Raw genomic sequence first — 23,765 nt, 5'->3', positions numbered from 1 at the left:
ACAACCATAGCATTGGACTGTCAAAAGCATCCCTTAAATTGTTTACGCAATAGCGTGTCATATTTGCCAACCAATGCTTGTGGCGATACAGATTGAATTCACAATTCAAAGCCGCGCTTGGGGGTAGGTTTAAACCCCAGCAAAAAACCGGTCCGCTCACAGCGCTTAGTTAGATGACTGATATGCGGATGTTAAGGCTGCTCAGGCCACCTTACTTAGACTCTCCAGGTTGTGGGACATCGTCTTTACTTACATCTTGTTCTTCAGCTATTTCTTTTGACCATTGATGGTCAGACGCATCTGAGTCTAATCCTTCTTGACCAGCTCCTTTTATAGGAGAAAATGTCAATTTAGTCAGTAAGGCAAAATGGTCAGAACCGATCGAAGGTAATCGTTTGATGGAGTTTAACGTAAAATGTTGGCTGTGAAATAGGTGATCCAATGGCCACCGCAGAAAAGGAATGTCAGCATGAAAAGTGTTGAACATACCACGGCCTACTCGCGGATCTAATAAGCCACTAATTTTACGGAAAAGCCGTGTTGTAGCTGACCAAGCTACGTCATTAAGATCGCCTGTTACTATGACGGGTTTATCACTTTCGGCAACACTGCGAGCCACTATTACTAACTCAGCGTCTCGCTCAGCTGATTCTGGATTTTCAGTCGGACTAGGAGGAGCAGGGTGAACGAAATGCATGCGAACTGTAGTGCCTGAGCGCAACTTAATCGTTGTGTGTATGGAGGGGACATCTTTCTCGACCAAGAAAGAGATTTCCTGTTCATCTAAAGGTAACCTTGAAAAAATATGCATGCCGTAAAGGTTATCTAGCGGGCATTTTATGGTGTGGGGCATGTCTGTTTCCAGAACTTTGAGCTGATCTTCCCACCACTGGTCTGATTCCAAAGTGACCAGTACATCTGGCTTGTGCTCTCGTACTAATTGAATTAACCGGTTAGCTTTTCGGTTAGGTGTCAACACATTGGCCGTCAAAATACTTATTTGATTCTCAAAACAACTATTGGTTGCTTTTTGAACTTCCTTACGCCACAAACACGTGTAGGGCAAAATCCACCACAACTGCCAAATTAGGCACAAAGTAGCGATTGAGATTAGCAGCCAAGTGAAAGCCGATTGTAGATTGAGGAACATAAACTCTGCGATGAGCAGAGCAGCGATGAAAATAGCGAATTGTAGACGTGGAAAGTCCATTCCTCTGATAATCCAGTGCGGATGACGAGAAAGAGGAAGTAACGTCAACAGTAAGATTAACACTGAGCATAGGGTAAGTACTGATATCATGTGTAAGGCCTATTATTCTTTAATTTCTAAATCTGGTTCAGCGTTGATTCCGCACTGTTTGCAACACCCCTAACAATCGCAATGTCTTCTTCGATATCAAGCACTTTACATGCCCGCTTTAAAGCTAAATTTCTGTGATATCGAGCGGCTTTTCGAATTTCACCATTGCCAAGTGACTCAAGGGAATTAAGAGCCTTTTGTAAACGGACGCATACCTCTACCGCCCCTGCGCCATCTCGGGCAATGGATGTAAAAGCGTCGTCGAACATATCAGATACCGAGATCTCTGGTACCGCTATCCGGTCATATTCGGGTTGATTCCGATTACCTGTAACACTAGGCTCGTTGATAAGCGAAAATAAACGGACAAATGTTCCAATTACTTTTATCGCGGTACCAGGGTCGTTGACCGCTGGTGAGAGCGCTCTGGCGGCAATTTCAGATAAGGCGACAAGACCGAATCGAGGATCATCTTCGAACGTACGGTCGTTTCCAATTTGGAACGACTTGATTAGGTCAGTGCTGTCAAAGTTCGGTTGTTCGCCTGAGGAAATACTTACGTAGGCTAATACCCGATCGGGTGAAGCAAAAGTGCCGGGTAATGCAGACACCACTACTTGCGCGTTAACATCATCTGCCCAACGTTGAAGAGCAGCCATATCAATATGCTGTACATAACCAATTTCAGATGCATACACGGCTAACCCTGACACCGATGGTCCCGATATTGTTATACCGCCAAGAGTCGGTTTATCTAACCTTCTTATCAAAGCACTTTCGGTTGCTCTTTCTACCTTTTCAATCGTCGAGCCAATTCGGCCCAGTCGCGCAATTTTGTCTACCCAACGTACAAATGTCACTATCACCATAGCGAATACAATCACAGTCAGAACAAAAAGGACAAAGAGGCCAGCTCTGTCAAAGAAAGCATTTTTCACGGCAGTGAGTGCAACTACACTAAAAATGAAGGCGCCGACAAAGGTAGAAAGCGCATTTTGTGATACGTCGTCGGAAAGTACGAGGGTGAAAGAGCGAGGTGTCGCCGAACTGCTTGCCGCGGCGTATGCTGATACCATAGATGCCACTGAAAAGGTGGCGATTACCAACATGCTGGCTGCCATAAGGGAAAGCAAGGTTACCACAGAGTCTTGTGCAACTGCGGGTGCAAGGTTCGCTAACTTAAAACCATCAATGAGCTTCGCTGCAAAGACCGCAGCAATGGACAGTAAACATACCGCCAGTGGACGAACCCAAAGGCGCTCACCAAAACGATTAAACAGGAATCGGAGGCGGTCTAACGAAATTAACGAAGTCATAATGATTTCCTTTGTTCTGTCTAACCATTTTAATAGTGCGCACGGCGCGCGTATTTCAATTAGGACATCGCCTATTTCCCTCTTAGTATTAGTAACAGATTGTCCAATAAATGCCTAGCAAAGCGTTGAAAAATACACCTGAAATTCAGCTGACAAAAATATATCAATCTAGTGTGTCTGATACATCAGGATCATTTCGTTAATAAATGACACTCTAAAAGGTTAATGAACGTTATTGCACGGCATGGAATTGCTCATTAAATCAATAGGGCAACGTTAAAGTGATAGCTCGACTAGTTGTCCGTAGCACTTCGTAGCGCGCAGACGCCCGCCGGGATAAGTGCATGGAGGCAGCACAGAGTATCGCTTGCTTTACTCCATATTGAAAAAACCGCTCAAGTCGCGGTTTTTTGTGTTTATTTTTTCAGGTGCCTAATATAAAAAACAAAATCAAACTTTCGAACGTTGAAACTCACTGGGTTACACACGCTTTTGGAGGATTTCTTGATAGCGCTGCCGATAATAATTTTGACGAGCTGAAGCGTAACGAGCAGGGACAAAGGTCACCATATAGGTGCGTCTTGCGTTATTGCTAATATTATAATCACTGCAATGGGGCACTAAGCCATCAAATAAAATCGCATCACCGGCTTCTAATAACGGCATTAATTTATGGTTTTCGTTTAGTTTAGCAATGTCGATATCTCTGGGCTCATTCTTTGGCGCAGATAATTCAGCAAGCCGAGATTCAGGGTAAAGGATAATTGCGCCATTTTGTTCAGTCGTCGTGTCTAAGGCAACGGAAATGGAAATCATCTCACTTCCTTTGGCACCAGAGCTTGCGAAATAAGGTTCGTCACGATGAACACCGTAACCAGATGTGCCTGGCCACTTAAATATCAATTTTTCTTTCATGACGATAGCTTCTTCTGCAAGCGCTTCTTGAGCTAAATGCACTAACCGATTATCTGCATTCATGTTGGCAAAAATAGGTGATATGTCTGCCACAGGGTCGAGCCTTTCTAGAACCTGTTTACCGGTTTTTGCTTGTCTGTATCCAGCCCTAAGATCAAACGATGTGGACGATTGATAAAGCTCCCAAAGTCGTTGTGATTCTGCAACAAAATTAAAAATTTCTTGTTGAGAAAACAACCCCCGAGAAATGCAATATCCGCTTGCATGAAAATTACTGATACTTTCATTCACAGTTGTCCAACTCCTTCCACTTGGCTTATGCAAGGGCGTAATCCGCAACTCGAATATAGTCGCTGAGATATCCCTCCTTGCAGGGCATAGGTGCCAAATACTTCTGCTCCTTGCTCTTTTGCGATTGTCATCAATCCCGTTACCAAGGGTTTACCACTTCCTTGACCTCGATACTTGGGGTGAATATAGAGGTTTTTTAATCGAGCAAAACGACCTTCTAAAGCAAGCGATACCGTGCCTTTCAACCGATTATTATGATAATACAGATAACTAGACATGTAGCCAGAGTTACACTTCACTTGCTCATAATCAGCAAACACCCCATTTTGCATTTGGTGGCCATCTGCTCCAACTTCACATTCTTGATAGAGTTTTCTTTTTAGCGAAAGTGCTCTATCATCATCAATAAGTACCAGTTCACCAGCATCATGGAAATCCGCATTCCCAATATCTTCTAAATGACCTAGCATGCCCAATTCTACCGTTACTTGTAATCCAAATTGCTTGAGACGTTCAATGTGGGAGTCATCAAATTGCGTTAAGTAAAACCGGTATTGGGACGCCCCTAAACGGCTAAACAGCGTTTTAACCCGATCAAGCCACTCAACCTCAGCTAACGCGCGTGTCCCATTTACATTGTGTAAAATCGTTGCCGCTGAGATTTGATTAAACTCCTCTAACCAACACAATTGGCCATGCGAGATGTCTTTGACCTTACTACCGGCTCTGAAATAATTTAACTCGCTTAGTAATAAGCTTGCTTTTTCTTGCTTAGTTATTATTTTTGGCATCACAATCGATTCTACGCTGCTTAATATCTATTTGTATCGTATCCCGTATTTCGTAAAGTGTTGTAGCAACCTCGTCATAGGAATTCCCTTTAACAATGGCAAAGCCTATATAGCCACTGCTATCTGGCGGCGGGTGAACTTTATCACCGGGTTGAACAAACACGACAATTTCGTCGACATTTGGTAGTTTTCTTAAGGTTTCAAGATTACTGATACCATTAAAAAAGCCCGCTGTTTCAGGATTAATACAAAGATTTCCTGCAAAACAAGTTGGCCCAATAGTATCCGCTAACTTTGCTTTAAAATGTTGTTCAATCGTTAATTTTACAATATCTAAACCGGTGGATAACTTTAATAAGCGAGGGAATCCAATCCTAGCGCCTATTTCGATGACATTTACTATATCTTGGTCGATTCTTGCTTCCAAGTGAAATGGTCCATTAACTAACCCAACCGCAGCAACACTGGATTTTGTGGCAATTATTAGTTGGTTTTTTGCGTTATCATCTATGTTAGCCGGAGAGATATGAACAGAATCGGGAAAATAAGGACCATTAGAAACATCTGGTTTGTCAATTATTTGCAGTATCTGCGCTTCTCCATCGACCACAATGCCATCCACAGCGTATTCTTTGCCCGTAGCAAATGATTCTACTAAGACTTTATTTACATCCTCGGGGCAAAATAAATTATAAAACGACGATAAAACAAACGCATTATCGCGATTAATTCGACGTATAGCCTTAACCAATTCTTCTCTATTGTCTGCGCGGATAACCCCCTTACTTGCAAAGCCAAGCAAGGGCTTACAAATTAATGGGTATTCACCACACGCATTTTCAGTGTCAGTTAGGCTTGAATGAGTTTGATAAAGATGGAATTTCGGGACGCTAACATTTGCCTTTGATAGTGCCATGCGCATTGTGTGCTTATTTCGGCAGGCTAAAGCGGTATTGATAGTATTACCCTTTATCCCTGCTTTTTGAGTCAGGTAAGCTGCGGGTAGTACGCCAATCTCACTTAATCCAAACACGGCGCTAATTGTAAACTCGTTCTCAATTTTCGCTAGTGTTTGGTCAAGGGGTGTTTGTTGATGAAAATTTGTGTGAAAAATAGCGTTATAACTAAGCCTATCCGTTGGCGTCGGCAATTCGTGCTCTTGAATGAGTAACAATTTAGAACTGCCATGCAGATTTGCCGTAGTGAGTGAACTGGTTAGCTTGAATGGTAGCTTTCCTACAAACAAAATCGCCTGCTGTTTTGTACTTCTCGCCATCTTTACATCCAATAATGGAAAACCCAACGTATTGTTTCATAGTAATTCATTAAGAGCGGTGATGATACTAACAGGCCAAAGCAATAAAACCGTCTATCTTACAAGGCCATACTGGCGGAAGTTCATGAGCCTAGTCGTCACCTAAACGATGACATGTGGGTGACGATAAGATATGCCGATATCTATCACAATACGCTTAAGCAAAGGCATATAGAAAGCAGCACAGAAATTTAATCGAATTTAAACTAAGTTACTGCTTAGAGCTCATAAATTAATCTGCTTCTATTGTTGCTGATCTATATCGCTGTTATTCTTTAGTTTCAGATTCAGTGGTATTGCCTATGTCAGAAACCGACGATTCGTCCGCAGTCGATGAAATAACCCATTTTCGCGCCAAGCGTTTGCGGCAACTGCTGTATATCACATTAGTCTGTTTGAATTTGGGATTAGTCGTAATCTACATAACGGCTTACCACCTGCCCACGCTATTAACCCTTGCGGGTTGTGATGTCATGATGCTGTATGCGCTGCGCTCTTTATCTTCTAATCAAGTCGATAAAGCCGCATCCATTTTGCTGTGGTCGATCGCAGTAGGATTGTCAATCGCGGTAATGCTAAATTCCGGGTTGCGTGACCCTGCTGTCATTTCTTTTCCTGCCATCCTTTTTTTTGCGGCATTGATGTGTTCTCGTCGCGAGTTTACTTTGCTTTACGTATTCTTCTGTTGCGTGACCCTGTTGATTGGTTTTACCCACATCAGTGGATGGCGTAATGAAGGCTACGATCCAGTCAATATTCCGAATATTGTCATCGTCCTTCTAATTTTAACTGCCGCTAGCTATAGCATAAGAACGTTCTCTCATGATTTACGCAACGCATTACAAAAGCTAGAAAAAGGCAATCAAAAACTTAAGGATTCTGAGGAAAAGGCTCAATACATGGCACACTACGATGACTTGACGGGGTTGCCAAACCGCACGCTTTGCCAAGATCGGTTTAACTATCAAATGAAACTGCTTGAACGGCATGGCGGACAATTAGCCTTTTTGTTTATCGACTTGGATAATTTCAAAACGATAAATGATTCTCTCGGTCATACCGTGGGTGATCAAGTGTTACTAATAGTGGCTGAAAATATTTCTAAAAGTTTACGAAGTATGGACACTGCAAGTCGATTTGGCGGAGATGAATTTATCGTTTTATTGACCGAGGTTAAACACATAAAAGACGTTGAAAAAACCTGTAATAAAATTCTTGATGCGGTAAATCAGAGTATCCTTTTGGATAGTTATCATATCCAAATATCTGCTTCTATCGGAATTGCTATGGCCCCACACGATGGCGCTGATTTTGATAGTTATTGTAAAAAAGCAGATATTGCGATGTATAAAGCCAAAGCTGATGGCAAAAACTTATATCGTTTTTTTGATGCCAGTATGAACAGTCTCAGTGAAGAGCGTTTTGTGTTGATAAAGGATTTACGCGATGCTTTAAAGCGCCAAGAACTCATACTTTTTTATCAACCCAAAGTAGATTTACGCTCTGGAAAATTGGTAGGGGCAGAAGCGCTCATACGCTGGCAGCATCCTGAACGTGGGTTGATGGCGCCGGGCCAGTTTATTGAATTAGCAGAAGAAACTGGATTAATCGTCGAAATAGGAGACTGGGTGTTGGAGGAGGCCTGCCGTCGTTGCAAGTCATGGCATCAAGCGGGATATGTCGATTTTGAAATCGCGGTAAATCTTTCATCTGTTCAATTCGCGCGGGGTAATCTTACTGCACAAGTTGAAAAAGCGTTACGTCAATCTGGACTTGAAGGAAAGTACCTAGAGTTGGAATTAACCGAGTCGCTGTTACTCGGCGAAGGTGAAAATATCCAGTCGCAACTTAATGACATTAAAAAGCATGGTGTTAGCTTCTCAATTGACGATTTTGGTACAGGTTATTCCAACCTTGGTTATCTGAGTAAATACCCCTTAGACGCATTGAAAATTGATCAGTCTTTCGTGCGCAAAATACATGACTCAAAACAAGACCTAAATATTATTATTGCCATCATCAATATTGCAAAAAGTCTTGATTTAACCGTTATTGCTGAAGGTATAGAAACTCACGAAAATTTGCAGCAATTGACTCAATTAGGTTGTCAGTTTGGTCAAGGTTTCCATTGGGCAAAACCCCAGTCACCAGAAGACTTCTTAACATACGTCGCACGCAATATTGATGCAAAATAAAATTGGCCTGAACCGCTCAGTGTCACTAAGAGTTATCATTGTGCAATCCGTGTGTTTTTTGACTTCTCTAAATTTTATCTGCACGTTCAGCCCGTAAAATAACAGTCAAATTATAAGTGATCCCTTTGTGCAAAGTTGATTTTTGAACATGACAAACTTTGTTGTCCACGGTATCCTGCGGGCGCTCATTTAAAAGTTAACATTGAGCCTTTTTTAAATATCTAAATTAAATAATGCAAAAATAAAAACAATAATAAAAACAACAGATTAACCTCTATACCCAACTACACCAAGGAAACTACAAACATGAGTGCTTTGCGAGAGTCACTAGACAATGGTCAGGAAAAGATCATTGATTTGTCTGTTTTAGGCATCACCGACACCTCAGAAATCCTATATAACCCAAGCTATGAACAATTATTTGCTGAAGAAACTGATCCTAGTTTGAGCGGTTATGAAAAAGGCCATTTGACCGATTCAGGAGCGATCTCGGTGGATACGGGGATCTTTACCGGCCGTTCGCCTAAAGACAAGTACATTGTGTTAGATGACACCACTCGCGACACTATCTGGTGGTCTGATCAAGGTAAAAATGACAATAAAGCGATGTCGACTGAGACCTGGTCACATCTCAAAGGGTTAGTCACTAAACAACTCTCAAACAAGCGCCTTTTCATCATCGATGCCTACTGTGGCGCTAACGAAGATACCCGTTTGTGCGTACGTTTCGTGACAGAAGTGGCGTGGCAAGCGCACTTTGTGAAAAACATGTTTATTCGTCCTAGTGACGATGAGTTGGCAACCTTCGAACCAGACTTTGTGGTGATGAATGGCGCCAAAGTGGTGAACGATAAATGGCAAGAGCAAGGCTTAAATTCAGAAAATTTTGTCGCCTTTAACCTTACCGAAAAAATTCAGATCATTGGCGGTACTTGGTACGGTGGCGAAATGAAGAAGGGCATGTTCTCAATGATGAACTACTTCTTGCCATTGCGCGGTATTGCTTCTATGCATTGTAGTGCAAATGTCGGTAAAGACGGTGACGTGGCGATCTTTTTTGGATTGTCCGGAACGGGTAAAACAACCCTATCAACGGATCCGAAACGTCAACTCATTGGTGATGACGAGCACGGTTGGGACGACAACGGTATTTTCAATTTTGAAGGTGGTTGTTATGCCAAAACCATTAACCTGAGTGCCGAAAATGAGCCGGATATTTATCAAGCTATTCGCCGTGATGCATTGCTAGAGAATGTCGTGGTCGGTGAAAATGGTAAAATTGATTTTGATGACAATTCAAAAACTGAAAATACCCGAGTGTCTTATCCGCTTTATCATATCGATAACATTGTTAAACCGGTCTCTAGGGCAGGGCATGCCAATAAAGTTATCTTTTTAACAGCTGATGCATTTGGTGTACTACCGCCAGTGGCTAAGCTTTCTGCACAACAAGCAGAATATTATTTCTTATCTGGCTTTACCGCAAAATTAGCAGGTACTGAGCGTGGGATCACAGAGCCTAAACCCACTTTTTCTAGTTGTTTTGGCGCTGCATTCTTAAGTTTGCATCCCACTCAGTATGCTGAGGTGTTGCGCAAACGAATGCAAGATTCTGGTGCTCAGGCCTACTTAGTCAATACTGGCTGGAATGGCACAGGTAAACGTATTTCAATCAAAGATACGCGCGCCATTATAGATGCCATATTGGATGATTCTATCGATCAACAACCAATGACCAATTTACCCATATTCAACTTAACCATTCCCACCCAACTAAACGGTGTGAGCGCACAGGTATTAGATCCTCGTAATACTTATGCACAATCGGATGAATGGCAGGTGAAAGCCGTTGATTTAGCTCAGCAATTTGTGAGTAACTTCACCAAATTTACCGATGTACCAGATGGTGAAGCACTGGTTTCGGCTGGACCTCAATTAGAGGGGTAATTCCGTAGAAGTATATTGCCAGTCAGTTACGCTGACTGGCAATTTTCATAAATGCACGATATCACTAGGCTATTTCATACAAATGAGACTTTGTGACGATTACCGATGTCGGGCATTTTGTGCAAGTCTTCGGGAATATTGGTAACAGTGTCGTTGATTTCTTGGAAAAACATATGTGAATGACTGGGCGATTCAAACGCAATCATCAAACCTTCCTCCTCTGACAACCCCGTAAAAGCATGTACACGATTGGCTGGTACTAACGCATAGTCTCCTTTGGTCAGCGTGTGAACATCATCGTCAAGTCGTAGTTCTATTTCACCTTTCAATACGTAAAACGCCTCGTCCCAAGGATGAAAGTGCGGTGGTGCGCCCGTGCCTTTGGGGACGGTATTGAGCATGCTTGAATAGCGGTTATTAGTATCAGTACTGTCGCACAAAAATTTAATTTCCATGCCCAATACCTTGAGCCAATCGCCGTCTGTAGAGTGTTTGATTATGGCTTTCGTTTGCATTGCTTGCTCCCTTCACAAAGTTAATCAATTATTGTTATTGTGAATTTAGTGTAGTCAACAGTCTATGGTTGTGTCAAACTGTCATGCATTATGACTATTGATATTTTTGATGGAGGCTAGGTGAGTAGCTTACAAGAGAAAAAAGCGGCCTTTACTCGTGATTTGATCATGCAGTCGGCAATCGAATTAGCGCAAGAGTGTGATATTGGCGATATGAGTTTCAAGCGCGTGTCAGAAAATGCCAATATTTCCGAGCGAACTATGTTTCGTTATTACACTACCCGTGATGCTTTTTTAGATGAGCTAACACTGAGGTTACACGCATTACTTGAGCTACCTGCGTTGCCCGAAGATGCATCTTTACTATCCGGTTTTCTTGTTGATCTATATGAAAAGCTCGATGCCCAACCGCGTATTGTCGAAGTGTTATTTACCTCAGATCTATTCGACCGCGTATTACACACCACCGCCAAAGATCGTTACTTACAGCTGATCACACTGCTTGAGAAGTCTTATCCTCATTGCTCTAACGATATGATCAAAAAGTCTGCAGCCAATATTCGTTATATATTGAGTGCTTCTTCCTGGCGCTACTATCGGTTGGCATTTGGATTTGATTTGAAAACCAGTATTGAATCGGCGGACATGCTTGTCAGTCAATCTCTCTTACAATTGAAACAGGGTGGATGACACCGTTAAGCTTCAATGGTTTAGTTACATGTAGGGAAGGGGGCTACTTTTAAATTAATGGAAAATAGTAACTTTCTTTACTATTTACAGGCAGTAGCTCATATCTGGGGGGACAGACAGCTTCGAGCGAATTGCGGATCTAAAAAAATTCTCTGTACGTATGTCAAAACTGCTCAAAACCAAAAAACCAAAAAACCAAGACACCCACCTTTAACATATAATCTAATGTTACCTAGCTTTACAAAAACCAAGACACCCACCTTTAACATATAATCTAATGTTACCTAGCTTTATAAAAATTCGTGACATTTCTTAGTCTCAAAACGCGCTTAGTTTGGCTGTTTTTATATTTTGGTTGAGGTATATGCTGAAAATCGGCTTATTTCTCAAATGGCAGGCAGCCGGATTTAGCAACATTGAGTTGATGGGTGTTTATTTTGGATTGGATTGTTTCTAGGCGTGTTGCAATAAGGCTCTGGCCTTTGCCATCCCTCGTATGCGTTGATGCTTGGTGTGTTGTTTGAATTGTTGAAGCATGTGTTCATTGCCTACAGCTGTGTAAAAGTGTTGTTCAAACTCGGTCGTTAGGGTTAACCACTGTTCTGCATTAAGACCAAGACTGTTTAGAATGGAGCTGTGTTGCGGCTTGATATGACCGGCTTTATCCTGACGAATACACTTGCCCGTGCTCTCAATCAGCTCACAGTAATCAATTAGGTTATACGCGATACCTTTGGGCATCTCTTTTCTGTGATTGCCTACAAAGTGCATTAAGGTGCGGGGCTGTTCACCTTTGATAAGCGCGTGAATACGCCTTTGAATGCTGGTGTGTTTTGAGGTTTCAGGAGTGCTGTCCATGTTGGCTCGAATAGGGTTTAAGTCGACATAGGCCATACAGGCTACTAGCGCACTTTCATCTAACAAAGCTTGGGATTTAAAGCGTCCTTCCCAAAATCGCCCCGTACAGTCATCTTCTTTGTTCGCCTCACGGGCGATGTGCTCGTTCAGATAAAAACCAAGACACCCACCTTTAAGATATAATCTAAAACAAAAAACAAGACACCCACCTTTAAGATATAGTCTAATGTTACCTAGCTTTATAAAGATTCGTGGCGTTTGTTAGTCTTAAAACGCACTTAAATTAGCTGTTTACATATTTAGTTTTAGATTAATGCTGAAAATCGGCTTATTTCTCAAATAGCAGGCAGCCGGATTTAGCAACATTGAGTTGATGGGTGTTTATTTTGGATTGGATTGTTTCTAGGCGTGTTGCAATAAGGCTCTGGCCTTTGCCATCCCTCGTATGCGTTGATGCTTGGTGTGTTGTTTGAATTGTTGAAGCATGTGTTCATTGCCTACAGCTGTGTAAAAGTGTTGTTCAAACTCGGTCGTTAGGGTTAACCACTGTTCTGCATTAAGACCAAGACTGTTTAGAATGGAGCTGTGTTGCGGCTTGATATGACCTGCTTTATTCTGACGAATACACTTGCCCGTGCTCTCAATCAGCTCACAGTAATCAATTAGGCTATACGCGATACCTTTAGGCATGTCTTTTTTGTGATTGCCTACAAAGTGCATTAAGGTGCGGGGCTGTTCACCTTTGATAAGCGCGTGAATACGCCTTTGAATACTGGTGTGTTTTGAGGTTTCAGGAGTGCTGTCCATGTTGGCTCGAATGGGGTTTAAGTCCACATAAGCCATACAGGCTATCAGTGCACTTTCATCTAGCAAGGCTTGGGATTTAAAGCGTCCTTCCCAAAATCGCCCCGTACAGTCATCTTCTTTGTTCGCCTCACGGGCGATGTGCTCGTTCAGATTGCGCATCAGCCAACTGATGTCGTATAAACGTTGACGGTAAATAGTGACCGTTTGCTCCAGACTTACAAGCTCAGCGTCACTGAGCGGCTCACCTTTGTGATATTGTTGACTCAACAGAGTGCCTTGATACAGCTGATGCCATCGCCTAATCACCTCAGTCATCGACCAGCTATCTGCGACGTCTTTATCCACACACAGCACCACATGGGTATGATTGCTCATCACCGCATACGCACAAATATCAATGGCGAACACTGACGCTAAAAATAACAAACGTTTCTCTACCCACCCCCGGCGATGTTCAAAGCTTTGTCCCGTGAAGCTATCTTCACCACACAAAAACGAGCGACGAACACAGCGTGAAACACAATGGTAGTAAGGGGTGTCAATTAAACTGATTTGGTTTTTACGTGGTTGGGGCATAACAGACCATCCTTGGTTGTTTGGTTACCCTAAAGCATAGTACAAAATGGCGATTTAATCTTTCATAACATGGGTGTCTCAGTAAAACGTCACTAGAAAGTAGCCTGAGGTGGGGAGAATAAATACCCATCAATAACCCATTTTTTCGCTTATTTGCGTTTTACTTATCTTCACTAACTCTATGAAATGTGTGTGTAATATTGAATTACTCGACTCACCTTATCTCAAGTTCAGGCTTAGTATCCCAACCTCTACCTTTTTCCAAGTCAGCTTTCAAAAATAGGGGGAACCCCCTATAGGAACTATAAGTGGGTTTGGCTAACATGACTGTCACTTTAATGGGAGTCAGTAATGCGTCGTGTAATCAGTTTCTTTTTCTTAGTCGTTTTTAGTCAAGGGATCGCGAGTGCGGCGGTAATTGAGTATGAATTTGATACCCTAACCTTTACTGATAACCATCAAATCAACGGCGCGTTTACCTATAACACGTTAGAAGACAGACTCATCGCCCTTTCTGTTTCGTTATTCGGACCTGTTTACAATATTGATTTTAATATTGATGATCTCGCCAGCCCAGATGCATTTTCAATTGAGTTTAGCAATTCAATCTTTGGTGATTCTGCCAATGAGGGCTTTCAGTTATTCAAAGACGATGTGCTTGTTGCCACCGGCCAATATGGAGTTGGTGTTAATGACACTTGTTACTTTGACCCTGAAACCTGTTCAGACTCTTTGTTCAACTTATATTCGAATTCTCAGGTTGTGGATGCGCCTCAACCTTCATATTTGCTAGTGCTTGGTTTAGCACTATTGTTTAGACGTAAGATTTTCCAATAGCCTAACCCTTTCCTTTGTTAGCGTTGCCCTGTTTCCCGGGGCTTTTTTTTGCCTGCAATTCGAGAACAAAATTCAGAACAAGATTAGCTTTGCTGACCAGTGCAGGTCATCTCAATAAGTGCATCACTGATCAAACGAAGGGGCAGGGGAACCTTAAGAAGTTCGAACAAAATTTATGGGAGGAATGCTATTCTAACAAACCGGCTTTTCCGGCTAACCTGACTAACTCAGCAGAGCTGTTAACTTGCAATTTTTTATAGATATTACTGCGATGATTTTCGGCAGTCTTTAAACTCATATCCAGTAATTCAGCTACTTTCTTACTGGTATTGCCCGCCGTCACCAAAAAGAATACTTCTCGCTCTCTACGCGTGAGTACTGAGATAGGATTAACGTACTTTGTTTGTGACACTTCCGCTTGCGTAGCATCAGTGGAGGTAGGGAAGACACGTTTTCCCGCAGCCACAGCTTTAATGGCCGCTATTAGTTGATCGCTGGATGTCTCTTTTAATACGTAACCGGCGGCACCTGCGTCGCGCATGGCTTCGACATATTCCAACTCATCGTGCATAGAAAGGACTAAAATACGACTTTCTGGACGTTGTGCAATCAACTTATCAATCGCAACGAGACCGCTCATGCGTGGCATCGAAATATCCATGATCACTACATCAGGTGAGAGTTTTATGACTTGGTTTATTAACTCAATCCCATCTCCACACTCGCCAATGACATTGATGTCTTGGTCAGCTCTAAGGACCTGGATTAAACCCTGGCGCATAAGAACATGATCGTCAGCAATGACGATGGAAATACTCATATTTGAACCGTCAATGTCACTCTAGAACCCTTATCGATTTTGGAGTAGATAATTAAATCAGCATTAAATGCCTGTGCTCTGTCTTTCATACTATTCAGGCCAATACCTTTTTCAATACCTTTATGCTCAAAGCCAACCCCATTGTCAATGATATCTAAGCGAATTGTTTGATGATGACAGGACAACATTATTTTTGCCTGTGACGCGTCTGCGTGTTTGATGATATTGACTAAGGCTTCTTGAACAATTCTAAATATCAAAATACTAATATCTTGCGGAATAGGCAAGGGGCAATCGAATTCACATTCATATTTGCAGCTTTCGTGTTCAAACAGACTTCTACATAACCACTTAATTGCAGGCACCAGTCCTAAATCATCCAATATGGTAGGACTCATCAGTCGCGACAGTTGCCGCACGTCAGATAACGCCATTTCTGCTAACTGCGCTAGATCGTAAAGTTCAGGTTGAGTAGAGCTGAGAGTTTGCAATCGTCGAGTTAAACCGGTGAGTAGTTGCCCAACACCGTCATGCAATTCTCTTGAAAGCTTGGCTTTTTCCGATTCTTGTTGCGCCCATAAACGTTTCGCCAACATATTAAGGTTATGCTGCTCTTCATTTAATCGCGCCTGTAATAGTGCTTGTTGACGTTGAATTTCTGCCAGTAGCTCTTTGTTACTGGTGGTCAAAATATCGCTCCCGATATAATTTAGCTTGCTCCTCATTAAGTTGCATCATCCACTCTTGTGAAAGTGATTGTTGTTTTTGCTGTGCCTTGGCGTCGTCGTATATTCGGTAATATATATGGTTTCGCCAATACTTGGGATGCAAATTGAGTTGCTCTCGTAGCGCTTTTTTGGCTTCCGGCTGAGACGATTTGAGAAACAGTAAATTCATGTGTTGCTGATAGTAAATTGGTTTAATAATTTGCTCTAATCTCTGCATGGTCTGACTATTTAACGGAAGCTGCAATCTTTCTTGAATATCCAACAGTATTTTCATCTCTGTGAGCACCGGGATATTTGCGGTTTTTATTTTTTCGACGAAGTCGATAGGTTCATCCGAGCCTAACTCAGACATTTCTGCATTATAACTAAAGGTTAGCCAATTCAGTAATGCTTGTTGTTCGATCATAGCTTTAGAGGCACTATTTTGGGCCTTATCTATTTGTGTCTGCAAGCAGTCCAAGTCAAAGATTTTTAAACAAACTTCTCCATGCCAAAGGTAGACTTCCGTTAATGCTCGGGCGTCTTCAGTGTCCCTGGCCAAACGCTCTGCCTCAGCCATGTTACTCAGCGCACTTTTTAGTGCACCTTCGGCAAAGTTTAAGTAGCTAAATAACAGCTTGTTGATCATTTGTTCTTGTTTTTGGGTTGAATCTAACTGAGCTGATACTTGAGTTAAGGTCCTGCTGGCAGTTAAATGATCGCCTTTTGCAAGACTCAGCTGAGCGATGTTTTGCTTGGTGCGTTGTAGATGAAGTTGTTCATTATTCTTGCTAAATAATGCTTTGGCTTGTTGCCAGTATATATCTGCCAGCGAATAATCACCGATGAGAAAGTGCATATAGGCCACGTTACTCATACTTTGTGCTTGTTCGCGACTTCCGCCATCGACACTTAAAATATCTAACCCACGTTTATAGTAATTCAGCGCCTGACTATATAATCCTTGTTCCTCATGGATAAATCCTAGGGTATCCAAAACATGTGCTTGACGTCCCTTATCGCCAACACCTTCAAGAATTTGTGACGCTTCTTCCAAGGCTTCTTTGGCTTCAAGGTGTTTGCCATTTAAGGAGTCTACATTGGCTAAATTGGCTAGCGATTTCGCTCTTTCAAGTGGATGTTCCTTTGGATCTAAAAGTGCTAAAGCATCTTTTAAATACTTTTCCGCTGTTTCGTATTCTGCCAATCTTAAATGCGCCACGCCGAAGGCGTTTAATACCAATACTTCGCCAGCCGCGTCTTTGCTTTTCCGGTAAATAAGTAGTGCTCGGGTTAATTCATTGTCAATCGCACTTTGCGTTTCTCCTGACAGGATTTTAAGACGCGCTAACTTAAATAAAATGTCTGCGTTGTTAGGAGATAACTCAGAAGCCTGTTGATAATCCGCAAGGGCTAATTGCATCTCATTTGCCCATTCGTATATCTCTGCCCGTTTGGCTAATAAATCAGGTCGTTGTGGATAGCCTTCATTGAGCTTTTCAATTGCTTGCAGTGCTAACTCAACATCATCATTCATCTCAGCTTGCAGCAGTCTTCCGCTAAGCAACCAATAGGATGAATGACTTTGTAATTCAAAAAGCGTTTGCAGGTTTTCTTGAGCAGTTTGAATATCGCCTTGTTGCCACGCTTGCATTGCCGCTTGATACCATGCGCCCGCATACTTAGGGGCTAGTTTTGCTAGGGATGTATGCTCGGTTGCCTGTGCAGATTGGTCTTTTGAGCCTGCATTTGAGGTCAGTAGACTTAAACTCGGTAATAGAGCGTCTGCTTCGGATTGATCAAATTGCTGTGAAAGTTGGATTTCTAGTTTATCGAACAACGCAGTGGCAAAATCAGCAAGATCCGATTCAAGTGTATTTGCATTGATACTTCTGGTTAGCTCGCCAATGCTGATGTTTGCTGGCATCGAGGCGATGCTTGCGCGGATCAAAAAATCATCAGCTTGGATGCGATCAATGGTCAGTATTATCATCGCATCTAAACTGAACATGGTGGCTAAATTGACTCGATCTTGGGCAACAGAAATCGGGTTTAAGGCTAGGTTGTTAGTTGTTTCTTGGAGCCTATTGCCAGCCACAAGTGCTAGTTTTTGATTGGTAAGTAGAGGCATTTCCAAGAGTTCAGCAAGACCCGTTAAAAGAGGCGCGTTTGGATCATGCAGGATTGCGAGTTGAATCGTACCCGTTGGCAAGGTTTCTGTCGTAGAGCTTCCCATTTGTTTCCAAAGCACCACAACTAAGATACACAGTGCCACGCCTACTCCTAATAATCCAAGCTTGTAACGGGATGTAGCACGGTTATGTTGAGCATGATAAAAGTCGTTTGCTTGGGCCAACGATGGGCGTTTTCGTTGATTGGGATGACTCAACAGAGTCGCAAACTTCGAGTGCTTGGCTTGCCACCATCGAGCGGTGATGGATATCTTGTTGATGTCGACATTCGCGAGCATTAATTGAATTATTTTGCCGGCGCTAAAAAGTTCTGACTGAACGCTGGATTGCCCCGAATAAATCACCTCTGGGGCAGAGAAATCTTGATGACCACTGGTTTGCAATGTGTCACTGTGGTGCTGACCGATGCCGAAGTCGATGAGTCTAAGGTTGTTGTTCTCATCAATTAGAATGTTGTCGGGCTTAATATCACCATGTTTGATTAGCGCTGCTTCGCAGGCACTTAGTGCACTGAATAATTGTTGTGTCCAACGTTCAAATTCATCGCGGCTGATAGGCTTTTCTAGACGCTTGATAAGGGCCACACCGGCAATGAGTTCCATGGTAAAAAAGACCAAACCTTGATCTTCGAATACGTCATGAATACGAATAATATTTTGATGCTGTAATTGACGCGCTATCAGCACTTCATTACGGATCACGTCTAACTGAGATGGATCCTCTAATGAGGTTTCTACCACTTTTATCGCAACATCTGTTTCCAATAATTGATCATAGGCATGGTAAACATTGCCTTGAGCACCACTGCCTAGCGGCTCGATGATGCTAAAACGCTGAACCAGTATAGTGTCTTTGGCAAGTTGCGATGCCGATCGCAATGGTTGAGTTGCCAAATTAATGCCATTAGAAGGATTTTGGATGTGATCGCTCAACTAGCACTCCAGTAGATTTTTCACCAATTTATGTATTAGTGATTACAAGCTAAGGAGATATTATGTTCTATAGATTGAAATAACAAACGCAATGATAAAATATTGGCAAACGACTCGACAAATTTCACATCGGTTTCTGTAAAGAATTGACGACCCTGAGTATTATCGGCATATAGCACGCCGATTATTTGAGAGTCAGATTTGATAGGAACGCACAGTGCAGCTTGAATGTTATTACGTACAATACTGCGCTGAGACGCTAAGCTGGGTTGATGTTGAATATTGCCAATGGCCAGAGCGCGCTGTTCATCAATACAACGACGAATGATCGTTTTACTACCGCTGAAACTGTGCTCGGCCATCCATGCTTGGTAGCCTAGGCATTGTTGCAGGTTCTTGTTTTGATCAACCAAGATCAATGCTGCTCTCTCACAGCCCAAGGTTTGCATTAGACATTGACGTGCTGATTCCAATAATGCCGTGCTCGACTCACATTGGGTAAATTGCTTCGACAGTTGCATGGTTTGCTGTCGACGCCAAATGTTTTGGTTGTCTAAAGCGGTTAATTGATGATGGTTTAAGTGTCTAAATTGACAAGATACCGGACCTAATCGCAATGTTTGCAGATCGGTAATAGGTAGCGACTTGACGCGTTTACCTTGATGAAAACATCCCGCGCTGCTGGTGTCTTTCAAACACCAAATGTTATCATCATTAGCGCTGAGCGTGGCGTGTGCCCGAGATATTTGTGGATGATTGATCAGTACATCGGAAGTGTCTGCTCGGCCAATGCTATAGTCATTCCCTTCGAACAAAATGTGTTCAGCCATCCAGCCTGAATCGAGTGAGACATTAACATGCATTGGCACGGCAAATTTCCTTTAAACGTATCGAAAAACGACGTTACATGACCCGAAGGGTGTAACGTAATGTTTTAAGGCGAGTCAATAATTCACCTTGCATATTGACCAAGTCGTTGGTCGAACGCCACACGGTGCTCATTTGCTCGTTACTGGCATTTTCAACTAGCGAAATTAAACTTTCAGTCGCGACAAGCGCAGCGCTGTAATTTGCAGTAAATAAAGCACTATTCAATGTGTCCAAGCTTGTTTGAAGCGATGTCGCTAACACAGGCGTAACTAAATCGCTGTGTTGAGCAAATAATTGACTGAGCTGAGTAAACGTATCATTTAACATTTCAGCATCACTACGTTGATCAAGCAAAATCATGAAGTCTGAAAAGCTGCCAGTATTGCCTCGCGCACGGATGCTGCCCGCAGATACCATAGAAGTAATATCTTCAAAGTCTCCATTGGCGTGAGATCTAAACAGTCTCGCAGGCATGGCGGCGTTGTAGTCAACGGCCTTGGTATAAATCTCTACTGATGCCAAACCTTCAAAACCAAAGCCGCCACTGGCTTTAGGACTGATTGAGATTATCACTGGAAATGATGGCAACACATTGATATCGGTTGAGTTTAAACGGTTTAAAACGGTGCTAGCGTTAACGTCAACTAAGGTTGCGCTGATGTCTATATTGTCGGCACTTAGGCCAATACTATTTTCAAACTCAACGACCAAATCCACTTCTATAGTGTTGGAGACATTAAGTTTTGCTTGTAACTTATTGTCATTAATCGAAACACTCGACGGGGTGATACTTTGAGCAATGGATGCACTGCAAAACATCGCAATACACAAAAAATAAAAAACTTGAGTTAATTTAAGTGTCATTACCTTGTACCTTTTTATTGGTTATTTTAAATGCAACTTAACTTATTCGGGCCGCTACATCAATAGCGCCCCATAAGTTACAAAGGGTTATTGTAAATAATTAAAATATAATCGTGACGCAAGCTCAGCGTAATGAGCTCTTGATATGCTAGTTGCTGGCTCAAAGCGCGCTGTTAAAGTGGGAACCAAGTCAAACGGACCTTGTTCAACGCCATAAACGACATTTATTAATGACAAATTAATCGCTAATTGCACATAACCTTTCATATCATCAGCAATGTTATCTTGATCCGCTAACACAATTTGCTGGCCTTTATAGTCAACTACAATGTCATCTTGCGGATCAAAGCTTTGAGCCGCGCTTTGAGCGCCTAGCAACTGCACTAAACTATAAACCATATCGAGTTTGGTCATTTTAGTGAAAGGACTGGCACTGCCATTCACCGGCAAAAGGATAGGGGCTTGAGTACGAGTTGCATCTTTTAACGCACCACCAGATACAGAAACTGACTCAATAAACGCTTTGTCTAAGGTCGATACACCGCTTAGCGTTGGACGTTCTTCGTTGAGTAGATCGCGATACTGTCTAACGGCACCGCCCATGACCGCGTAACGTGCAAAGTCTTTGCGACGTAAAGCGCTATCTGGAGAAAAACGATTTCTACTCAAGCCGTCCATCAACCTTTCGTTAATCGCAAATTCGATAATCCCTTGTTGTGGATGATCAATAACATCATCTAAGCCTTCAAAACCGTCACTAAGTTCAAAACCAACGGTGACGTCGAAAAACTCAGGGGCACCAGGACCATTGGTTAATCCAAGTGGATCAGCTTCAACACCTGATAACGAGGTCAACCCATAAACGTAAATCCCCCAAGTGCCCGCTGAAGCAGGTGCGGAAACGCGCATTCCTTCCGTCAATACTGGCGTTGATAGATTACCAAAGTACTCAGTGCCATCTGGTGCGACAAGCACTAATTTAGTTAAATTAGCGAGGGTGTCAGTTGACGCTTTTACCACTATGGCGTCTTCACTTACTTCAAAGTACTTGATCTCCGGTTCACCAACAGGGGTATAGAAAATCTCTATTTCTTTTTGTAGCTCGCTGGTGCGAATATTGGCATTCGCGTTGAACTGCTTTTTTGCGAGATTATTCACCGTCACACTGTGATTGCTATCAAAATTAAGGGCTGCAGCAACCGCAGCACGTGCGTTGACGTAGCCTGCGCCCACTTCCCATCTTTCATAACCAGGCATATTGGTTGCGGTTTCTTGCAACAATCGTTTTATTGTCAGGTTATCAAGGCTTGGGTTTGCTTCAAGCATTAAGGCGATAATGCCTGATACATGAGGGGTTGCCATTGAGGTACCCGAAATCATCGTATAAAAAGGTAAGTTTTCAGGCTCTATTACTTCTACGTCCGCATCTCCGCCATTGGCGGCTAGGTTAGTTGAAGCGCGGGTAGAGATAATATCTACACCAGGTGCGACTATGCTGACTTCGTTAGCGTATGTCCAAGTGGTCCCGTCGGGCATAGTGAAATCACCACTTTCAGATTTTAAACCGCGCGAAGAAAAGTCGGCTAATTTACCATATTTGTCACCAGCACCTACGGATAAGCCCCACGGGATTTGTGAATAAGGGTTATTGGTGTCTTCTCCTGAGCCACTATTGCCCGCCGCGAAAACACTGATGATTCCAAGCTTATGTGCTTTGTAAGTCGCTAATGAAACCGGGCCCTTTGGCTCATATTTACCGCTAGATCCCCACGAGTTACTGATGATTTTTATTGGGCTGTTATAGCTGTAGATATTATTAATCGCAAAGTCGAAACCACCGATGGTATCTAACAGAAATAATCCACCACCGGAGCCGTAGCCAATTAAGTCTGCATCGGGAGCTGCACCGACATACTTGCCATTTGACAAGGCGCCATTGCCCGCAATGGTGCCCGCAACGTGAGTACCATGACCAGAATTGCTATCGGTATTAATTTGACCTTTCAGGGTAGCTCCGTCTGTCACGCCGGTCAGGCTAATCGCAGAGGCATGGGTCAACGCTTGGACGTTTTCTACCACCGTCTCACCAAAGAAAATATCTTGATGAGCGGCATCTATTCCAGAGTCGTTAACCATGATGGTCACACCCTTACCTGTGTATTTAACGCCATTACGTTGCTCAAAACCAGTTGTTTGCAGGTCTGCTACACCGGTAATTTGTCTGGCATCGGCATTGAAATACTGCATTTTTCGATTGGCGAAAATTGAACGAACATCAGACAATTTTGATAGGGCATCGATTTGCTGTTTGTTGGCCAGTACACCAATAATAGGTAAAGACTTAAATTGCACACCTTGTTCAATTCCCAGAGAAAGAATTTGGCTTAGCTGCGCTTCGGTGAGGGGATCTAATTGGTCGTAGGTTACCACGGCCATTATGGATTGAGAGTCAGTTAATGTTGTCAACGACTGTGATAGTTGTTCGCCAATTAAGGCGTCTGCTTTTACGGCACCAGATAAGCTTAGCATCGCTGCGGCAATGGCGGTCAGCGTGCGTTTTTTAATAACAGTGTTGGACATAATCTTTTCCCTTGTTTAATCAATGCACGCTTATAGTGACTGTACTTTTAATGAACGAATATAGGGGGATCACCCTATATTTGGTCATAAACGAAAAAGGACTGAATAGTCAGGCCTTATGAGTCGATGCTAAATAATTTTTGGGGGCTAGTTCTTCATTAGCTCATCGACTTCCTTCTCTGCTTGTTCTTTTGATTTTCCATAGGCTTTTTGGATTTTACCGACCAGTTCGGTTCTGCGACCCTCAATTTGGTCTAGATCACCATCGGTAAGTTTGCCCCATTTCTGCTGGGCTTTACCTTTTAATTCTTTCCAATTACCTTCTAAAATATCGTTATTCATTTGATTCTCCTTTTTAGGTGATTACACGCCGTTTATCTAAAGCGTGATTAAACTCAATGACTAAGGAGCAAAGTTCAGACCAATTTGGGGTACGGCTTTGTTTTT

The 23,765-nt window shown here is 42.6% G+C and carries 18 protein-coding genes and 1 pseudogene; 4 read left to right on the top strand and 15 right to left on the bottom strand.

All coding sequences use genetic code 11. The annotated features are described in order from the left end of the window. Positions 1-211: 211 nt before the first annotated feature. The 5 genes from ABD036_RS03070 to ABD036_RS03050 all read right to left on the bottom strand — a co-directional run bounded on the left by ABD036_RS03070 (position 212) and on the right by ABD036_RS03050 (position 5,889). Positions 212-1,210, bottom strand: coding sequence for an endonuclease/exonuclease/phosphatase family protein (locus tag ABD036_RS03070; RefSeq protein WP_343856350.1), 999 nt, complete (start codon positions 1,208-1,210; stop codon positions 212-214). A 116-nt stretch (positions 1,211-1,326) separates the two neighbouring features. Next, a complete protein-coding gene (locus tag ABD036_RS03065; RefSeq protein ID WP_343856347.1) occupies positions 1,327-2,616 on the bottom strand; it encodes a DUF2254 domain-containing protein in 1,290 nt (429 codons plus the stop codon). Positions 2,617-3,096: 480 nt separating this feature from the next. Continuing rightward, complete coding sequence (locus tag ABD036_RS03060) at positions 3,097-3,822, bottom strand: phytanoyl-CoA dioxygenase family protein (protein WP_343856346.1); 726 nt, start codon at positions 3,820-3,822, stop codon at positions 3,097-3,099. Next, positions 3,819-4,613: a GNAT family N-acetyltransferase gene (locus ABD036_RS03055; RefSeq protein ID WP_343856344.1), complete on the bottom strand. Its 795-nt coding sequence runs from the start codon at positions 4,611-4,613 to the stop codon at positions 3,819-3,821. Before ABD036_RS03055 ends, ABD036_RS03060 begins: the two co-directional genes overlap by 4 nt. Further along, positions 4,594-5,889, bottom strand: a complete 1,296-nt coding sequence (locus ABD036_RS03050; protein WP_343856342.1) for an ATP-grasp domain-containing protein — start codon at positions 5,887-5,889, stop codon at positions 4,594-4,596. The genes ABD036_RS03055 and ABD036_RS03050 overlap by 20 nt, the downstream gene beginning before the upstream one ends. A 341-nt stretch (positions 5,890-6,230) precedes the next feature. Here ABD036_RS03050 and ABD036_RS03045 point away from each other — a divergent pair, with 341 nt between their 5' ends. Then, entirely contained in the window at positions 6,231-8,123 is a 1,893-nt protein-coding gene (locus tag ABD036_RS03045) for a putative bifunctional diguanylate cyclase/phosphodiesterase (protein WP_343856341.1), read from the top strand. A gap of 306 nt (positions 8,124-8,429) precedes the next feature. After that, on the top strand, positions 8,430-10,070 hold the full coding sequence (gene pckA, locus ABD036_RS03040; protein ID WP_343856340.1) for a phosphoenolpyruvate carboxykinase (ATP): 1,641 nt from the start codon (positions 8,430-8,432) through the stop codon (positions 10,068-10,070). A gap of 74 nt (positions 10,071-10,144) precedes the next feature. On the opposite strand, the gene ABD036_RS03035 is transcribed toward pckA, so the two are convergent. After that, positions 10,145-10,585 (bottom strand): cupin domain-containing protein, encoded by a 441-nt coding sequence (locus ABD036_RS03035; protein ID WP_343856339.1) that lies wholly within the window; start codon positions 10,583-10,585, stop codon positions 10,145-10,147. 120 nt (positions 10,586-10,705) lie between these two features. On the opposite strand from ABD036_RS03035, the gene ABD036_RS03030 reads away from it, so the two are divergent. Continuing rightward, positions 10,706-11,275 carry a TetR/AcrR family transcriptional regulator gene (locus ABD036_RS03030; RefSeq protein ID WP_343856338.1) on the top strand — a complete coding sequence of 190 codons (570 nt, stop codon included), beginning with the start codon at positions 10,706-10,708 and terminating at the stop codon, positions 11,273-11,275. A gap of 453 nt (positions 11,276-11,728) precedes the next feature. Here ABD036_RS03030 and ABD036_RS03025 read toward each other — a convergent pair. Both ABD036_RS03025 and ABD036_RS03020 read right to left on the bottom strand, forming a co-directional pair. Further along, a pseudogene (locus ABD036_RS03025) lies at positions 11,729-12,283 on the bottom strand (transposase); the annotation flags it as partial. 252 nt (positions 12,284-12,535) lie between these two features. Continuing rightward, positions 12,536-13,516, bottom strand: a complete 981-nt coding sequence (locus tag ABD036_RS03020) for a transposase (protein WP_343856337.1) — start codon at positions 13,514-13,516, stop codon at positions 12,536-12,538. A 351-nt stretch (positions 13,517-13,867) separates the two neighbouring features. Here ABD036_RS03020 and ABD036_RS03015 point away from each other — a divergent pair, with 351 nt between their 5' ends. After that, entirely contained in the window at positions 13,868-14,353 is a 486-nt protein-coding gene (locus tag ABD036_RS03015) for a hypothetical protein (protein ID WP_343856336.1), read from the top strand. A gap of 187 nt (positions 14,354-14,540) precedes the next feature. On the opposite strand, the gene ABD036_RS03010 is transcribed toward ABD036_RS03015, so the two are convergent. From ABD036_RS03010 to ABD036_RS02980, 7 genes are all read right to left on the bottom strand, one after another. Beyond that, entirely contained in the window at positions 14,541-15,173 is a 633-nt protein-coding gene (locus tag ABD036_RS03010; RefSeq protein ID WP_343856334.1) for a response regulator, read from the bottom strand. Then, a complete protein-coding gene (locus tag ABD036_RS03005; protein ID WP_343856332.1) occupies positions 15,170-15,862 on the bottom strand; it encodes a sensor histidine kinase in 693 nt (230 codons plus the stop codon). The genes ABD036_RS03010 and ABD036_RS03005 overlap by 4 nt, the downstream gene beginning before the upstream one ends. Further along, positions 15,849-19,004: a protein kinase domain-containing protein gene (locus tag ABD036_RS03000; RefSeq protein WP_343856330.1), complete on the bottom strand. Its 3,156-nt coding sequence runs from the start codon at positions 19,002-19,004 to the stop codon at positions 15,849-15,851. The genes ABD036_RS03005 and ABD036_RS03000 overlap by 14 nt, the downstream gene beginning before the upstream one ends. A 35-nt stretch (positions 19,005-19,039) precedes the next feature. Beyond that, positions 19,040-19,867 carry a GAF domain-containing protein gene (locus ABD036_RS02995; protein WP_343856563.1) on the bottom strand — a complete coding sequence of 276 codons (828 nt, stop codon included), beginning with the start codon at positions 19,865-19,867 and terminating at the stop codon, positions 19,040-19,042. 40 nt (positions 19,868-19,907) lie between these two features. Next, positions 19,908-20,738 carry a DUF6689 family protein gene (locus tag ABD036_RS02990; protein ID WP_343856329.1) on the bottom strand — a complete coding sequence of 277 codons (831 nt, stop codon included), beginning with the start codon at positions 20,736-20,738 and terminating at the stop codon, positions 19,908-19,910. An 87-nt stretch (positions 20,739-20,825) separates the two neighbouring features. After that, positions 20,826-23,318: a S8 family peptidase gene (locus ABD036_RS02985; protein WP_425542538.1), complete on the bottom strand. Its 2,493-nt coding sequence runs from the start codon at positions 23,316-23,318 to the stop codon at positions 20,826-20,828. 147 nt (positions 23,319-23,465) lie between these two features. Next, complete coding sequence (locus tag ABD036_RS02980) at positions 23,466-23,660, bottom strand: CsbD family protein (RefSeq protein ID WP_343856327.1); 195 nt, start codon at positions 23,658-23,660, stop codon at positions 23,466-23,468. Between the last annotated feature and the right edge of the window lie 105 nt (positions 23,661-23,765).

Origin of the sequence: Aliiglaciecola litoralis (assembly GCF_039523355.1) — a bacterium.
GTDB classification, from domain to species: domain Bacteria; phylum Pseudomonadota; class Gammaproteobacteria; order Enterobacterales; family Alteromonadaceae; genus Aliiglaciecola; species Aliiglaciecola litoralis.
This window is presented reverse-complemented; position numbering and strand designations above follow the sequence as displayed.

Bases quoted from the DNA above. Each gene is read 5' to 3' on its own strand.
- ABD036_RS03055 (WP_343856344.1), bottom strand. From the start codon at position 4,613: ATGCCAAAAATAATAACTAAGCAAGAAAAAGCAAGCTTATTACTAAGC.
- ABD036_RS03045 (WP_343856341.1), top strand. From the start codon at position 6,231: ATGTCAGAAACCGACGATTCGTCCGCAGTCGATGAAATAACCCATTTT.
- ABD036_RS02980 (WP_343856327.1), bottom strand. From the start codon at position 23,660: ATGAATAACGATATTTTAGAAGGTAATTGGAAAGAATTAAAAGGTAAA.
- ABD036_RS03070 (WP_343856350.1), bottom strand. From the start codon at position 1,210: ATGGACTTTCCACGTCTACAATTCGCTATTTTCATCGCTGCTCTGCTC.
- ABD036_RS03015 (WP_343856336.1), top strand. From the start codon at position 13,868: ATGCGTCGTGTAATCAGTTTCTTTTTCTTAGTCGTTTTTAGTCAAGGG.
- ABD036_RS03035 (WP_343856339.1), bottom strand. From the start codon at position 10,585: ATGCAAACGAAAGCCATAATCAAACACTCTACAGACGGCGATTGGCTC.
- ABD036_RS03050 (WP_343856342.1), bottom strand. From the start codon at position 5,889: ATGGCGAGAAGTACAAAACAGCAGGCGATTTTGTTTGTAGGAAAGCTA.
- ABD036_RS03065 (WP_343856347.1), bottom strand. From the start codon at position 2,616: ATGACTTCGTTAATTTCGTTAGACCGCCTCCGATTCCTGTTTAATCGT.
- ABD036_RS02985 (WP_425542538.1), bottom strand. From the start codon at position 23,318: ATGTCCAACACTGTTATTAAAAAACGCACGCTGACCGCCATTGCCGCA.
- ABD036_RS02990 (WP_343856329.1), bottom strand. From the start codon at position 20,738: ATGACACTTAAATTAACTCAAGTTTTTTATTTTTTGTGTATTGCGATG.
- ABD036_RS03020 (WP_343856337.1), bottom strand. From the start codon at position 13,516: ATGCCCCAACCACGTAAAAACCAAATCAGTTTAATTGACACCCCTTAC.
- pckA (WP_343856340.1), top strand. From the start codon at position 8,430: ATGAGTGCTTTGCGAGAGTCACTAGACAATGGTCAGGAAAAGATCATT.
- ABD036_RS03010 (WP_343856334.1), bottom strand. From the start codon at position 15,173: ATGAGTATTTCCATCGTCATTGCTGACGATCATGTTCTTATGCGCCAG.
- ABD036_RS02995 (WP_343856563.1), bottom strand. From the start codon at position 19,867: ATGCATGTTAATGTCTCACTCGATTCAGGCTGGATGGCTGAACACATT.